Source organism: Achromobacter xylosoxidans (assembly GCF_001457475.1).
Classification (GTDB): domain Bacteria; phylum Pseudomonadota; class Gammaproteobacteria; order Burkholderiales; family Burkholderiaceae_B; genus Achromobacter; species Achromobacter xylosoxidans.
This window is the reverse complement of sequence record NZ_LN831029.1, coordinates 884,408-898,506: the sequence shown is the minus strand read 5'-3', so window position 1 is coordinate 898,506 and position 14,099 is coordinate 884,408. Positions and strand designations below refer to the sequence as shown.

General features: G+C 68.1%; 11 protein-coding genes and 1 tRNA gene. 4 read left to right on the top strand and 8 right to left on the bottom strand.

The window, feature by feature from the left end; translation table 11 throughout:
- Window positions 1-4 precede the first annotated feature (4 nt).
- From AT699_RS04170 to mnmD, 6 genes are all read right to left on the bottom strand, one after another.
- A tRNA-Lys gene (locus AT699_RS04170) sits at window positions 5-80 on the bottom strand.
- Window positions 81-297: 217 nt separating this feature from the next.
- Entirely contained in the window at window positions 298-1,095 is a 798-nt protein-coding gene (locus AT699_RS04165; RefSeq protein WP_006388813.1) for a MetQ/NlpA family ABC transporter substrate-binding protein, read from the bottom strand.
- 49 nt (window positions 1,096-1,144) lie between these two features.
- The gene (locus tag AT699_RS04160) at window positions 1,145-1,798 is read right to left on the bottom strand and encodes a methionine ABC transporter permease (RefSeq protein ID WP_006388812.1); all 654 of its coding nucleotides are present in this window, start codon (window positions 1,796-1,798) and stop codon (window positions 1,145-1,147) included.
- The gene (locus AT699_RS04155) at window positions 1,755-2,843 is read right to left on the bottom strand and encodes a methionine ABC transporter ATP-binding protein (protein ID WP_006388811.1); all 1,089 of its coding nucleotides are present in this window, start codon (window positions 2,841-2,843) and stop codon (window positions 1,755-1,757) included. Before AT699_RS04155 ends, AT699_RS04160 begins: the two co-directional genes overlap by 44 nt.
- A 174-nt stretch (window positions 2,844-3,017) precedes the next feature.
- Window positions 3,018-5,243, bottom strand: coding sequence for a glycoside hydrolase family 31 protein (locus AT699_RS04150; RefSeq protein WP_024067760.1), 2,226 nt, complete (start codon window positions 5,241-5,243; stop codon window positions 3,018-3,020).
- A 270-nt stretch (window positions 5,244-5,513) separates the two neighbouring features.
- On the bottom strand, window positions 5,514-7,385 hold the full coding sequence (mnmD, locus tag AT699_RS04145) for a tRNA (5-methylaminomethyl-2-thiouridine)(34)-methyltransferase MnmD (protein ID WP_024067758.1): 1,872 nt from the start codon (window positions 7,383-7,385) through the stop codon (window positions 5,514-5,516).
- Between the two features lie 148 nt (window positions 7,386-7,533).
- Between mnmD and AT699_RS04140 the strand changes: the two genes are divergently transcribed.
- Window positions 7,534-8,409, top strand: coding sequence for an inositol monophosphatase family protein (locus AT699_RS04140; protein WP_054499951.1), 876 nt, complete (start codon window positions 7,534-7,536; stop codon window positions 8,407-8,409).
- Window positions 8,410-8,428: 19 nt separating this feature from the next.
- On the opposite strand, the gene AT699_RS04135 is transcribed toward AT699_RS04140, so the two are convergent.
- Entirely contained in the window at window positions 8,429-10,129 is a 1,701-nt protein-coding gene (locus AT699_RS04135; RefSeq protein ID WP_006388806.1) for an AMP-binding protein, read from the bottom strand.
- A gap of 76 nt (window positions 10,130-10,205) precedes the next feature.
- Here AT699_RS04135 and AT699_RS04130 point away from each other — a divergent pair, with 76 nt between their 5' ends.
- Window positions 10,206-11,402, top strand: coding sequence for a M20 aminoacylase family protein (locus AT699_RS04130; RefSeq protein WP_006388805.1), 1,197 nt, complete (start codon window positions 10,206-10,208; stop codon window positions 11,400-11,402).
- 53 nt (window positions 11,403-11,455) lie between these two features.
- Here the strand turns inward: AT699_RS04130 and AT699_RS04125 are convergent, their stop codons facing one another.
- Entirely contained in the window at window positions 11,456-12,352 is an 897-nt protein-coding gene (locus tag AT699_RS04125; RefSeq protein WP_006388804.1) for a LysR family transcriptional regulator, read from the bottom strand.
- A 139-nt stretch (window positions 12,353-12,491) separates the two neighbouring features.
- Here AT699_RS04125 and AT699_RS04120 point away from each other — a divergent pair, with 139 nt between their 5' ends.
- Window positions 12,492-13,583 (top strand): YeiH family protein, encoded by a 1,092-nt coding sequence (locus tag AT699_RS04120; RefSeq protein ID WP_024067755.1) that lies wholly within the window; start codon window positions 12,492-12,494, stop codon window positions 13,581-13,583.
- A gap of 103 nt (window positions 13,584-13,686) precedes the next feature.
- Window positions 13,687-14,097 (top strand): acyl-CoA thioesterase, encoded by a 411-nt coding sequence (locus tag AT699_RS04115; RefSeq protein WP_006388802.1) that lies wholly within the window; start codon window positions 13,687-13,689, stop codon window positions 14,095-14,097.
- The last annotated feature ends 2 nt before the right edge of the window (window positions 14,098-14,099 follow it).

The window sequence follows — 14,099 nt, the reverse complement described above, 5'->3', positions numbered from 1 at the left end:
GGGGTGGTGGGCTGAGCGAGACTCGAACTCGCGACCAACGGATTAAAAGTCCGCTGCTCTACCGACTGAGCTATCAGCCCGACCGAAGCCAGAAATTATGGCTGATTTCGCAGACCTTGTCAAAAAATGGAGACGAGGCGCCTCAATGACGCAACATCCGTTCGCGCCCCGCCCAACGCGCCAGTGCACACGTCCCCGCGGTCGCGCCGGTGGGACCATGAAAAATGGCCGTCCCGCGCGCGCCAACGAAAAACGGCCGCTTGCGCGGCCGTTCTGCATCGGAGAGGCGATCCTGGCTTACCAGGCGGCGACCACCGCGCCCTTGAACTTGGTCTCGATGAACTGCTTCACGGCCGGGCTGTGATAGATGCTGACCAGCTTGGCGAACTCGGGACGGTCCTTGTCCTTTTCACGCACCACCAGCACGTTGGCGTACGGCGAGTTGGGCGATTCCTGGGCGATGGCGTCGGTGGCCGGGTTCAGGCCCGCTTCCAACGCGAAGTTGGTGTTCACGGCCGAGGCGTCGGTATCGTCCAGCGAACGCGGCAGCTGGGCGGCGTCCAGTTCGATGAAGCGCAGCTTCTTCGGGTTCTCGATGACGTCGATCGGGGTGGCCTTCAGGCCCGCTTCCGGACGCAGCTTGATCAGGCCATTGGCCTGCAGCAGCAACAGGGCGCGGCCGCCGTTGGTCGGGTCGTTCGGCAGCGCGATGCGGGCGCCGTCCTTCAGCTCGGACAGCGACTTGATCTTCTTACTGTAGATGCCGATCGGGAAGATCACGGTCTTGGCGATGCTGACCAGCTTGTAGCCGCGATCGGCGTTGGCGTTGTCCAGGTACGGCTGGTGCTGGTAGCTGTTCAGATCCAGGTCGCCCGAGGCCAGCGCGACGTTCGGCTGCACGTAGTCGGTGAACTCGATCACCTGGATGTTCAGGCCCTGCTTGGCGGCTTCCTGCTTGACCACGTCGAAGATCTGGGCGTGCGGGCCGGCCGTGACGCCGACCTTCAGCGGCTTGTCCTGGGCCAGCGCGGGCTGGGCGAATACGGCGGCGCCGAGGGCGAACGCGGCCAGCGACTTCAAAACCTTGATGCTCATGTTGCGAATTTCCCGAATGTCGGAAGGAGGAGAAGAATGTTCGGTGTGCTCAACGGTGCGAGATGCGGCGCACGTAGCGATCGCCCAGGCTCTGGATCAGCTGCACCAGCACGATCAGCACGATGACCACGGCGGCCATCACGTCGGACTGGAAGCGCTGGTAGCCGTAGCGGATCGCCAGGTCGCCGAGGCCACCGCCGCCGATGGCGCCCGCCATGGCCGAGTAGCCGATCAGGCTGACCACGGTGACGATGGTGGCGGCGATCAGGCCGGGCAGCGCCTCGGGCAACAGCACCTTCATGATGATCTGCATCGGCGAGGCGCCCATGGCGCGCGCGGCGGTGATCAGGCCCGGATCGACTTCGCGCATGGCGTTCTCGGCGATGCGCGCCATGAACGGGATCGCGGCCACCGACAGCGGCACGATGGCGGCGGTGGTGCCGATCGAGGTCTGCGCCACCAGGCGCGTGAACGGGATGATGGCGACCATCAGGATCACGAACGGCACCGAGCGGGTGGCGTTGATGACCGCGCCCAGCGCGTGGTTGACGGCCTGGTTCTCCAGCATGTTGCCGCGCGCGGTGACGGTCAGGATCACGCCCAGCGGAATGCCGACCAGCACCGCGATGGCGCTGGCCACGCCCACCATCAGCAGGGTGTCAAGCAGCGACGTAATAAGCAGGTCGATCAGTTGCGGACTCATGGGCAATTTCTTCAACGGTGATGTCACGGGCGGTCAACGCGGCGATGGCGTCCCTGACCGCGGCGGGCGTGCCTTGGGCCAGCACGAACATCGTGCCGACGGCCACGCCCTGGATGTCTTCGACGCGCGCCTGCACCAGGCCCACGTCCAGCGAATACTGCGTCGACAGGTCGGACAGGAACGAACCCGACGCGTCGGTGCCGGTCAGCGACAGGCGCAGCAGGCGCACGGCCTGGCCCGGCTTGGCGGCGGCCAGCGTCTCGATGCGTTGCTTGACGGCGGCCAGCGTGGCGTCGGTCAGGTCCGACGCGGTCGCGGCCGACACCATGGCGCGGGTCACTTCGTGGCGCGGCTGCGCGAACACTTCGCGCGTGCTGCCCATCTCGACCACTTCGCCCTGGGACAGCACGGCCACGCGGTCGCAGACCTCGCGCACCACTTCCATCTGGTGCGTGATCATGACCACGGTGACACCGGTCTTGCGATTGATGTCGCGCAGCAGCGCCAGGATGTTGTGCGTGGTCTCGGGGTCGAGCGCGGAGGTGGCTTCGTCGCTGAGCAGCACGTCCGGATTGTTGGCCAGGGCGCGCGCGATGCCGACACGCTGCTTCTGGCCGCCGCTGATCTGGCTGGGATAACGGTCGCGCAGGTGCTCCAGGCCCACCAGCGCCAAGAGGCGCTCGACGCGGGCCGGGATCTCGCTCTTGGCGACGCCGGCGATTTCCAGCGGCAACGCCACGTTGCCATACACCGTGCGGCGCGACAGCAGGTTGAAGCCCTGGAACACCATGCCGATGCGGCGGCGCTGGGCGCGCAACTGCGCCTCGCTCAGCCCGGTCAGGGCCTGGCCGCCGATGGCGATGGAACCTTCGTTCGGGCGCTCCAGCAGGTTGATGCACTGGACCAGCGTGCTTTTACCGGCCCCGCTGGGGCCGATGATGCCGAAGACCTCGCCCTGCTGGATATGCAGGTTGATGCCACGCAGCGCCTGGAACTGGCCGTGCGGCGTGGCGTAGGTCTTGGATAGGTTCTCGATCTGAATCATGGCAAGCGATTTTGTATCTTTTCTCTTCTAAAGAGAACGACCGTTTTTTCCATTTTTAATAACTGACAGTAATATAAAAGACGTCCGCGCAAAGACGTAAAGGGCAGTCGGGAAGGAAAGCCTTCCTGACTGCCCTTTTTTTATCGGCGGCCGGCGCGCCGGCCTCGCCTGGCTTCAGCGAGCGCGCGAGATGCGGACTTCCGCGCCGCGGCGCTTGACCTCCAGCCCCTCGGACGGCGAAATGCGCAGGCCTTCCAGCCCCTTGATGTAGCTGGAGCCCTGCATCTGCATGACGCGGATCTTGTTGCGCATGACCACCGGGTTGTGCACCGGCATGCCGAACATCCAGACTTCGTCCAGGATGCGGGCCGAATTGAATTCGCCGGTATGCTGCGCCGCCGGGCCGAGACAGAGCATGTGCCCTTCGCGCCCGAACACCGGGTATTGTCCCGGCTCGCAGTCGATGGTCCAGGTGGTGCCGCCTTCATAGCGATGGCCGGTGTTCAGGTCCCACCACGCTTCGCCCTTGGGCAGATACACCCGCACCTGCTTGCCCGGCGCGGTGATCGGCGCCACCAGCAAGGCCGGCCCCAGCAGGTATTGCAGGTCCCATTCGTGGGCATGCGGATCATTCGGGAACGACAGCGCCATGGAACGCTGCACCGGCAGGCCGGTGCGCGCGGCATCCTCGATGGCGCCCAGCACGTAGGGCACCAGGCGGTAACGCCACTGCATCCAGGTCTTGACGTGGGCCAGGGTCTCGTCACCGAAGTCCCACGGCAGCAGGCCGGCCACGCCCTGGAACGAGAAATTCGCCGAGAACACGCCGGCGGTCAGCCAGCGCAGGTACAACTCGGGCGTCATGTCGGCGGTGCCGCGCCCGCCCGTGCCGATGCCGTGCACCTGGACCGGCAGGCCCGAGGCGCCGATCGACAGCGCGGTACGCAGGGTGTGGCGCAGGCCTTCCCAGGTGTTGTCGACCTGCGGCCCCACCTGCCACGGCAGGCGCTGCGCGGCCGGGAACAGGTCGGTGCTGGGCACCACGCCTTCGGGCGGCACCTTCAGGCCGGCGACGGCGTCGAACAGCGCGCGGCGCACCAGCAGCGGATACATGCTGCGCAGCGCCGGGCCGGTCTCGCCATTGCGGGCGGATACGCCGTCGGGGATGGCGATCTGGGCGTCGCAGGCCGGCGCGTCCAGGCCGTCCTCGACCAGTTGGCGATGGCGCTCGACCCACAGATTGTAGATGTCGCGATAGGTCAGGTCCAGCAGGCCATAGGGCTGGCCCGAGGTGGCGGCATTGCCGTCGAACACCTGCGCCGAACCGTCTTCGCGCGTCAGCAGCCAGCCACGGTCCTCGAGTTCCTCGAACAGCGGACTGGTCTTGATGACACCCGGGAAACCCGAGGCCGCCACGTGCACGTTGTGCTTGTGGAACAGCGCCAGCATCTGCTTGGCGTCGGGGAAGCGCTGGGCGTCCCATTCGAACACGGTCTTGTCGGCCTGGAAGCCCCAGGCCGCCGGCTGCGCCAGCGTCACGGCGTCGACCGGGATCTGGTTCTCGCGCATGCGGCCCAGCAGCGCCACGGTCTGCGTCGGCATCTCGCCGCTGGCCTGCTGCAGCCAGGCGCCCATGGCCCACAGCACCGGCTGGCCGGCGCGGCCGGTCAGCGCGGTGTACTGGTTCAGGATTTCGGCGGGTTCGCCGGCGAACAGGAACACGTCCAGCACCACGTCGTCGACACTGACGACATAGGCAGAATCGGCCGGCGCCACGCCGACCGAGTGTTCGACCCGGCGCATCGTGTTGACGTACAGGCCCCAGCCGCGCGGACTCCATGCCAGCGGCAGGGCGCGATGCTCGGGGTCGTCGGACACGACGGATTCTTCGCGGCGATTCAGGTCGCCCGGGGTTTCGCCCAGGCCGTAGACGCGTTCGTCCGGCAGCAGGGTGAAACCGGCGGTCCAGGCCGCGGCGTCGGCCTGGTCCAGCGCGTTGTGCCCGAATGCGGGCGTATGCGCGGAAACCTCGGACTCGAACACCCGCTCTTCGTTGCGGTAGAGCGCGAAGCGGACGGGATTGGATTGGATTTCCAGGGCCACGTCGCCCTGGGTGATGCGCCAACCGTCGCCGCCGTCGCGCGGGGCGATGGCGGCCTCGCCCACCGCCTCCTGGCGCGCGAGCAACATCTCGGCCACGGCGCGCGCGCGCGCGCCGGGTTTGTCATCGGTAAGGTGGTTCGCCTCGCCGCAGCGCAGGCGGAACACACCAGGCGCATGCGCCTCGACTACCAGGTGCAACCCATCGCCCGCGTCGAAATCGATGCGACTGGGGCGGGACGTCAGCAGCTCGATGTTGTCGAGCTGGGTAGTATGGGCAAAGTCGAACTTGGGCGGCACAGAGCATCCCCCGGCTTAAGCCAAAAACCATCAAAAGACGCTATTTTGACGGATTTGAGCTTTGAAATAAACTCGGTCCCTCTTTTGGACGGCGATATCATCCAAAAAAGGGGTCACAAAGCCCCGGCGGGCCGGCATCCAGAGCGTTGCCGACGCGCCGCCGAAACGCCTGGTTTGTCCGCAACGCGAACCCATTTGGCGCCAAATCCTGGCATTTGCCACAATTCTACGCTAGCGGACGCAGCGCCCCGCGCCAGCCCGAAGTTTTTTTCAGCGGGGCGCGATCAGGCCAGCCAGATCCGTTTCAAGAGGTGACGGCTCGCCGCAGAGGCGGGCCGCGATCAGGTCGCCCATCAGCGCCGACCACGACAGGCCGCGCGAGGCATAGCCGACGGCCAGCCACAGGCCTGGCGCATGCGGCAATTCGCCCACCGCCGGCAGGCGCCCCGGCAACACCGCGCGCCACCCCGCCCAGCCCGGCAGGCTGCCCGGCGCCAGGGCATGGAAGGCGGCAAAACCTTCGCCCAGCAGGCCGGCCGCCTTATCCAAGGTAACGCGCTGGCCCTCGGCGCCGATGCGCGCCTCGCTGGCGCCATGCACGTAGGTGCTGCCCGCCACACAGCCGCGACCGGTGTCCGGCAGCAGATAGCCTTCGCCTCCCACCACGCAACGCGGGCCGCCGCCCAGCGCGGCCGCCGGCACCAGCGTGACTTCACCCGCCAGCGCATGCATCTGCGCCACCCGCGGCAAGGGCGCCAGCAGATTGCTGGCGGCCAGCACCTGTTGCGCGCCAAAAGCGTTGGCGAGGATCACATGATCGGCCCGCGCCAGCGTTGCCCCCACCGCATCCAGCGCGCGCCAGCCATCGGCGCCGCGCTCCACCCGGGCCACACTGCCCGGCACCGCCCGCACGCCCGGCGTTGCCAGCAAGGCCGGAATCAATTCGCTGGGCTGCACCAACATGCCCTGCCCAAAAAACACGCCGCCGCGCGCCAGCGGCAGGCCCGCCAGCGCGCTGGCTTCGTCGCGGCTCACCGCGCGCGCCCAGTCGGCGGGGAAGGCCAGGGTTGCCAAGGTGTCCGCCAATGCCGCCGCGCGGCCCGCATCACGCTCGAGCTGGACCGTGCCGCAGACCCGCGGCGCCGCGCCACCCGGCAGGCCGGCCCAACGCGCCAGGGCGCGGCCGCTGCCGGCGCGCGACAATCGCGCGCGGGCATTGTCGTCACGCGCCAGCACCGGCGTCAGCGCCGCCGCCACATGGCCGGCATGGGCCGGCACGCCCCGCGCCAAGCCGGCGTCCAGCACGGTCACGCCCCAGCCGCGCAGGGCCAGCGCTTGCGCGATGCCCGCGCCTGCCAATCCGCCGCCCACCACCAGCGCATGCCGGGCGTTTTCGCCGACCGCGGCCGGCGCGGCGTCCGCGCCCGCTGTCGCCGTGCCCACCGTCATGTGCCATTTGCCGCCGTAGCCCGGCGCGCGCCGCACCGCGAAACCCGCCTCCTGCAAGGCCCGCCGCAGCTCTCCAGTGCAGGCCCAGGTGGCGACCGTGGCGTCCGGCGCAGCCAGCCGCGCCAGGTCTTTGAGCAAGGGCGCTTCCCACATGCGCGGGTTGCGCTCGGGCGCAAAGCCGTCCAGGAAATACGCGTCCACGCGCGCCGACAGGCGCGGCGCCAGCGCCTGCGCGTCGCCGAACCCGAGCGTCAGCGTCACCGCGCCCCCCTCGAATTCGAGCCGGTGCAGCCCGGGCAGCAAGGGCGGCCATTGCGCCGCCAGCTGCGCCGCCAGCGGCGCCAGGGCCTCGCGCGCATGCCGCGCCAGCAGCGCCGCCAGGTCTTCACGACCGAAAGGATGCGCCTCCAGCGATACGACGTGCAGGCGATGCGCGCGTTGCGGGTCGTCGCGCCACGCGCGCCACAGCGCCAGGAAGTTCAGGCCCAGGCCAAAGCCGGTTTCGCACACCGTGAACGCATCGCGCCCGCGCCATCGCTCCGGCAGGCCGTTGCCGCGCAGGAATACATGCTCGGCCTGCCCCAGGGCGCCGGACGGCGAATGGTAGACATCGCCATACGCGGGACTGTAGAGCCGGCCCTGCTCGTCGAATCCGGCAACGGCGGGGGTCAGGGGCACATAGGACGAGGACATGGGACGGCGGCTCAAGTAAAAATCGGGAATATCGGCAAGGCGGGATTATCTGACGACGTGGCCGCGTGCGTTGGATGCGCACCACGCGCGGCGCGGCTTTTGCCCCGCCGCAACGGTCCTGACGCATACCTGGGCTTACACTGGTTTCATGGAAACCTACGACACGCCCCGCTCGCTGACCTCGCCCATCGACCTGTGCGCGGCACTGGACGCCGCGGTCACAGCGGCCCATGCCGGCGCGGCCATCCTGCAATCCTACGCGCACCACCGCGCCGACCTCGTGATCGATCGCAAGGCGCGCAACGATCTCGTCTCGCAAGCCGATCGCGAGGCCGAGGCGGCCATCATCGACGAACTGCGGGCGCGCACGCCCCGGTTCGGCATCGTCGCCGAGGAAACCGGCGGCCAGGCGCAGGGCGCCGCCACCTGGTACATCGACCCGCTCGACGGCACCACCAACTTCCTGCACGACATTCCCCACTACGCGGTCTCGATTGCCCTGATCGCGCACGCCGGCACCGCCATCTCGGCCAATGAACGCCTGGCGCAGGACATGCCGGTGGCCGGCGTGGTCTACGATCCCAGCCGCGAGGAACTCTTCACCGCGGTGTATGGCCTGGGCGCCTGGCTCAATGGCCGCCGCATCAGCTGCTCGCGCACCCGCACGATCGAAGACTCGGTGCTGGCCACGGGCTTCCCTTTCCGCGATTTCTCCTTCGCCAGCCAGTACATGCCCATGCTGCACGACGCCATCAACCGCGCCCGCGGCGTGCGGCGCATGGGCGCGGCGGCGCTCGACCTGGCCTGGACCGCCTGCGGCCGCTACGACGGCTATTGGGAAATGGGCCTGGCGCCGTGGGACGTGGCCGCCGGCACCCTGATCGTGCGCGAGGCGGGCGGCGCCTGCAGCGATATGCACCAGCGGGATTCCTGGCCCATCGGCGGACGCGTCGTGGCCGGCAACCCTGACATCGAACGCGCCCTGCACGCGATGATCGCCCCGCACCTGGACCCGCCGGACTGACGCCCGGCAGCCCACAGGGTCAAGCCGCCTGGCCCTGTCCGGCAGCGGCTTCGGCATCCGGACGCAACTCGCGCCGCAGGATCTTGCCGACATTGCTCTTGGGCAGCTCGTCACGGAACTCCACGAAGCGCGGCCGCTTGTAGCCGGTCAGCTTGTCCTTGCACCACTGCTGCACCTGGGCCTCGGTCAGCGCGGGATCCTTCTTCACCACGAACACCTTGACCGCCTCGCCCGAGTGCTCGTCCGGCACGCCGATGGCCGCGCATTCGAGCACGCCGGGCATCTGCGACACCGCCGCCTCCACCTCGTTCGGATAGACCTTGAAGCCCGACACGGTGATCATGTCCTTCTTGCGATCGACGATGCGCGTGTAGCCCTTGTCGTCCATGATGCCGATATCGCCGGTGCGGAAATAGCCGTCCGCCGTCATGACATGACGGGTCTCTTCGGGCTTCTGCCAGTAGCCGGCCATGACCTGCGGCCCGCGGATGCAGACTTCGCCGCGCTCGCCCAGCGGCACCTCGTTGCCCGCATCGTCCAGGATGGCGACATAGGTGGACGGCAACGGCAGGCCGATGGAACCGGAATACGCCGTGGCATCGCAGGGATTGACCGTGGCCACCGGCGAGGTTTCCGACAGGCCATAGCCTTCGATCAGGGGCCGCCCGGTGATCTTCAGCCAGCGTTCGGCCACCGCCTGCTGCACCGCCATGCCGCCCCCCAGCGCCAGGCGCAATCCCGAAAAATCCAGCCTGGCGAAATCCTCGTTGTGCACCAGCGCGTTGAACAGCGTATTGACGCCGGGGAACACGTTGATGGGCGTCTTGCGCCAGGCGTTGATCAGCGACGGCTGGTCGCGCGGATTGATGATGAGCACGTTGCGCATGCCCGCGTACATGCCATACAGGCCGCAGACCGTCATGGCGAACACGTGGTAAAGCGGCAGCGCGCTCAGCACGGTGATCTGCCGATCCGCCATGTCGCGCAGCGCCGGCGCCGCCACCGCCTCCATCTGCTTCACGTTGGCGGTCAGGTTGCGATGCGTCAGCATGGCGCCCTTGGGCACCCCGGTGGTGCCGCCGGTATATTGCAGCACCGCCAGGTCGTCCATCGAGATGGTCGGCGCGGTGAACGGCAGGCCGGCTCCCTTGGCCAGCACCTTCGGCAGCGTCAGCGCGCCATCGATCCGCCAGGGCGGCACCATCTTCTTGATGTAGCGCGCCGCCAGGTTCACCAGCGGCGCCTTCAGCCCGCCCAGCAGATCGCCCGGTCCGGTCACCACGATGTGCCTGAGCTGGCCGCGGTCGGCCACGCTCTGCAGCGTGTGGGCGAAATTCTCGAGAATGACGATGACCGCCGCGCCGCTGTCGAGCAACTGCCGCTGCAATTCGTCGGCCGTGTACAGCGGGTTGACGTTGACCACCGCATGACCGGTGCGCAAGGTGCCCAGCAGGGCCACCAGGTAGGCCGGCACGTTGGGCATCATCAGCGCGACCCGCGACCCCTTCGGCAGCCCCAGGCCCTGCAACCAGCCTGCGAATCCGCGGGCGTGCGCATCCAGCTGCGCATAGGTGATGTCGCTGCCCATGGCGGTGCAGGCGACGCGTCCCGCGTACTGCTTGCAGGCCCGGTCCAGCAGGTCGGTCAGCGATGCATAGCCGTCGATGGAGATGTCGGCGGGAACCCCTTGCGGGTAATGGGCAAGCCACGGGCGAGTCATGGTGTTTGTCTCCATTAAATTGGTTTTTGAATGATGATAACCTTGTTGCGTTCCCAAATTCCGCCTGGTTCTTCCCATGAAACTGCTCGATCCCATCGTTGCCTGGCGCGACGATATCTCCCAGATCCGGCGCGACATCCACGCGCATCCCGAATTGGCGTTCGAGGAATTCCGCACCGCCGACGTGGTGGCGGCCAAGCTCGAGGAATGGGGCATTGAAATCCATCGCGGCCTCGGCGGCACCGGCGTGGTCGGCATCATCCGCGGCGACCGTCCCGGCGAGCGCGCCGTCGGCCTGCGCGCCGACATGGACGCCCTGCCCATGCAGGAAGCCAACACCTTCGCCCACGCCAGCAAGCACGCCGGCAAGATGCACGCCTGCGGCCACGACGGCCACACCGCCATGCTGCTGGCCGCCGCGCGCTACCTGGCGCAGCACCGCGACTTCGCCGGCACGGTCTACGTCATCTTCCAACCCGCCGAGGAAGGCGGCGGCGGCGCCAAGCGCATGATCGACGACGGCCTGTTCACGCGCTTCCCCATGGAAGCGGTGTTCGGCATGCACAACTGGCCCGGCATGGCGCCCGGCCAGTTCGGCGTGACCGCCGGCCCCATCATGGCTTCCAGCAACGAGTTCTCCATCGTCATCAAGGGCAAGGGCACCCACGCCGGCATGCCCAACCTGGGCATCGACCCGGTCATGGCGGCGGTGCAGCTGGCGCAATCGCTGCAGACCATCATCACGCGCAACCGCAACCCGCTCGACGCGGCGGTGCTGAGCATCACGCAGATCCACGCCGGCAGCGCCGACAACGTGGTGCCCAACCACGCCGAACTGCGCGGCACGGTGCGCACCTTCACGCTGGAGGTGCTGGACCTGATCGAACGCCGTATGGAAGAGATCGCGCGCCACACCTGCGCGGCGATGGACTGCGAAGTGGAATTCACCTTCCAGCGCAACTACCCGCCCACCATCAACCATCCGGAAGAAGCGGCTTTCTGTGCCGAAGTCATGCGCGACATCGTCGGCGACGACAAGGTCAACGACCACGTGCAGCCCACCATGGGCGCCGAGGACTTCGCCTTCATGCTGCAGGAATTGCCGGGCTGCTACGTCTGGATCGGCAACGGCGTTGGCGATCACCGCGCCGCCGGCCATGGCCTGGGCCCGTGCATGCTGCACAACGGCAGCTATGACTTCAACGACGAACTGCTGCCACTGGGCGGCACCTACTGGGTACAGCTGGCGCTCAAGCGCCTGGCCAAGGCCTGACGCGGCGCCGGGAAAGGCGCCTGCCTCACGAAGAAGGCAACGGCTTCCCCACGCTAGATGACTCCCTGCCCCGCCCGCACTGCCTGGCACATCGCCAGGAAGCGCTGGGCGGCGCGCGCGGCCGCGTCGGCATGCGGCACCAGGATGCTCAAGGTGCGCGTCAATGGCCGCGGCAACAGCCGCAGCGCCGCCAGCGCGCCATCCTCGTGCCGCATCGACATGGCCGACACGAACCCCACGCCGAGGCCGGCGCGCACGGCCTGCTTCACGCCTTCCACCCCGGCCAGCTCCAAGCCGACCGAGGGCGCCAGGCCGGCATCGGTGAAAGCGCGCTCGACCAGCCGCCGCACGCCCGAACCGGGTTCGCGCATCACCAGCGGCGAAGCCGCCAGATCCCGCAGCGTGACCGCGCCCTTGCCCGCCAGGGCATGGTCGGCGCGCACGATGGCCACCACCTCGTCCTGCCGCCAGGCATGCACGGCGGTGTCGGCCGGGAGGCCCGCGGGCACGTCGCCTTCGATGAAGGCCAGGTCCAGCGCCGGCAGGCGTTCGACGATTTCCCGGGTATTGCCATCGGACAGGTGCAGGCTGACGGCCGGAAAGGCATGGCGGAAATCGGCCACCAGGCCTGGCAGCAGGTAGCTGGCCGGCGTGGTACTGGCCCCCAACCGCAGCACGCCGGTTTCCAGGCCGCGCCACGATTCGCGCACGGCCTGCGCCTGGCGGTACACCTGGCGCAGCTGGCGCGCCTGCTCGGCCAGGCGCTCGCCTGCCTCGGTCAAGGCGATGCCGTGGCCGCTGCGGCGATACAGCGGTTCGCCGAACCATTCCTGCAAGGCCCGCAACTGGCCCGAAACCGCCGGCTGCGACAGATGCAGCTGCTGGGCGGCGCGGCTGATATTGCCGGCGTCGGCCACGGTGGCGAAGGTGAGCAATTGATCGGGAGTCATGAGTTCCTGGCGAGCCGGCGGCCATGGCGGCATTGATATCAAAATTCCTGATATTTCATATCAAAAATGAAAATTTTCCAAATAACAGCGTCGAAATTAATATTTCGCCTAGTTATTTAGATATGCAGAAAGGCCCGCCATGAGCACCGCCACCACGACCGCCCCGCCACCCGCCGCCGCGCCTGCCGCAACTCCCGGCGCGTCGGCCGCCACCGCCACGCCCTGGCGCGACAAGCTCAACGGCGTCCTGTTCGTCGGCCTCATGTCGGCCGCGGTCATGCAGCTGGCGGACTTCCCCGCCATCCGCCAGCTGGGCTTTTCGCCGCTGGTGGTCGGCATCGTCTGCGGCATGCTGTACGGCAACTTCCTGCGCGGCACCATGCCGGTCGACTGGGGCGTGGGCGTCAACTTCACCGCGCGCCGCCTGCTGCGCATCGCGGTGGCCTTCTACGGCCTGAACATCAGCATCCAGCAGATCGCCGCCGTCGGCCTGCCCGGCCTGGCGGTGTCGGTGGCGGTGGTGGTGGGCACGCTGCTGCTGGGCACCTGGGTCGGCCAGCGCATGCTGGGGCTGGACCGCGACACCGCCATGCTGACCGCCGCCGGCAGCGCCATCTGCGGCGCGGCCGCCGTGCTGGCCTTCGAGCCGACCCTGCGCGCGCAGCCGCACAAGAGCGCCGTCGCGGTGGCCACCGTGGTGCTGTTCGGCACGCTGTCGATGTTCCTGTATCCGGTGCTTTACCACGCCGGCTGGCTGCCTTTCGACACCCAGGCGCTGGGCATCTACATCGGCGGCACCATCCACGAAGTGGCGCAGGTGGTCGGCGCGGCCAGCAACATCGACCCCGCCACCACGGAAGTGGCCACCATCGTCAAGATGACCCGCGTCGCCCTGCTGGTGCCGGTGCTGCTGATCCTCGGCCTGTACCTGCGCAGCGCCGCCAGCCACGCCGGCGGCAACGCCAAGGGCGCCAAGCTGCCGATCCCCTGGTTCGCGGTCGGCTTCCTGGTCCTGGCCATCGTCAACTCGCTCAACATCATCCCGGCCGACGTCGTCGCCGCCATCCGCCGCCTGGACGTCTTCGCCCTGACCATGGCCATGACGGCGCTGGGCATCGAGACCCGCTTCGCCAACATCCGCAAGGCCGGTCCGCGCGTGATGGCGCTGGGCCTGATCCTGTACGCCTGGCTGCTGGTCGGCGGCTACGGCATCGTCAAGCTTGCGTCCTGATCCGCGCCGGCTTCGATAAAGCGCCTCGGCGGGGCGCCGGCCCGCGCCGGCGCCCCGTTTTTCCTGCATAATCGGCTGGTTGCCTTGCATTGGAGCCGGCCGCATGACCTCCAGCACCAAAACTCCCTTCACGACCTTGCCCGCCAATCGCGACGCCGTATTGCGCGTCATGCCGATGCCGGCGGATGCCAACATCCACGGGGACGTTTTCGGCGGCTGGATCATGTCCCAGGTCGACATCGCCGGGTCCATCCCCGCCGCCCGCCGCGCGGCGGGCCGCGTGGCCACCGTCGCCGTCAACGCCTTCCAGTTCAAGCAACCCGTGTTCGTGGGCGACCTGCTCAGTTTCTACGCGTCCATCGTCAAGACCGGCAAGACCTCCATCACCGTGTCGGTCGAGGTCTACGCGGAACGCCAGCGCCTGGACGCCGAAGTCGTCAAGGTCACCGAGGCCACGCTGACCTACGTCGCCACCGACGAAGCGCGGCGCAGCCGCCCTCTTCCCATTCTTTGAGT

Coding starts and splice junctions, on each gene's coding strand:
- AT699_RS04165 (WP_006388813.1), bottom strand. CDS start 1,095: ATGAGCATCAAGGTTTTGAAGTCGCTGGCCGCGTTCGCCCTCGGCGCC.
- AT699_RS04160 (WP_006388812.1), bottom strand. CDS start 1,798: ATGAGTCCGCAACTGATCGACCTGCTTATTACGTCGCTGCTTGACACC.
- AT699_RS04155 (WP_006388811.1), bottom strand. CDS start 2,843: ATGATTCAGATCGAGAACCTATCCAAGACCTACGCCACGCCGCACGGC.
- mnmD (WP_024067758.1), bottom strand. CDS start 7,385: ATGTCCTCGTCCTATGTGCCCCTGACCCCCGCCGTTGCCGGATTCGAC.
- AT699_RS04140 (WP_054499951.1), top strand. CDS start 7,534: ATGGAAACCTACGACACGCCCCGCTCGCTGACCTCGCCCATCGACCTG.
- AT699_RS04135 (WP_006388806.1), bottom strand. CDS start 10,129: ATGACTCGCCCGTGGCTTGCCCATTACCCGCAAGGGGTTCCCGCCGAC.
- AT699_RS04130 (WP_006388805.1), top strand. CDS start 10,206: ATGAAACTGCTCGATCCCATCGTTGCCTGGCGCGACGATATCTCCCAG.
- AT699_RS04125 (WP_006388804.1), bottom strand. CDS start 12,352: ATGACTCCCGATCAATTGCTCACCTTCGCCACCGTGGCCGACGCCGGC.
- AT699_RS04120 (WP_024067755.1), top strand. CDS start 12,492: ATGAGCACCGCCACCACGACCGCCCCGCCACCCGCCGCCGCGCCTGCC.
- AT699_RS04115 (WP_006388802.1), top strand. CDS start 13,687: ATGACCTCCAGCACCAAAACTCCCTTCACGACCTTGCCCGCCAATCGC.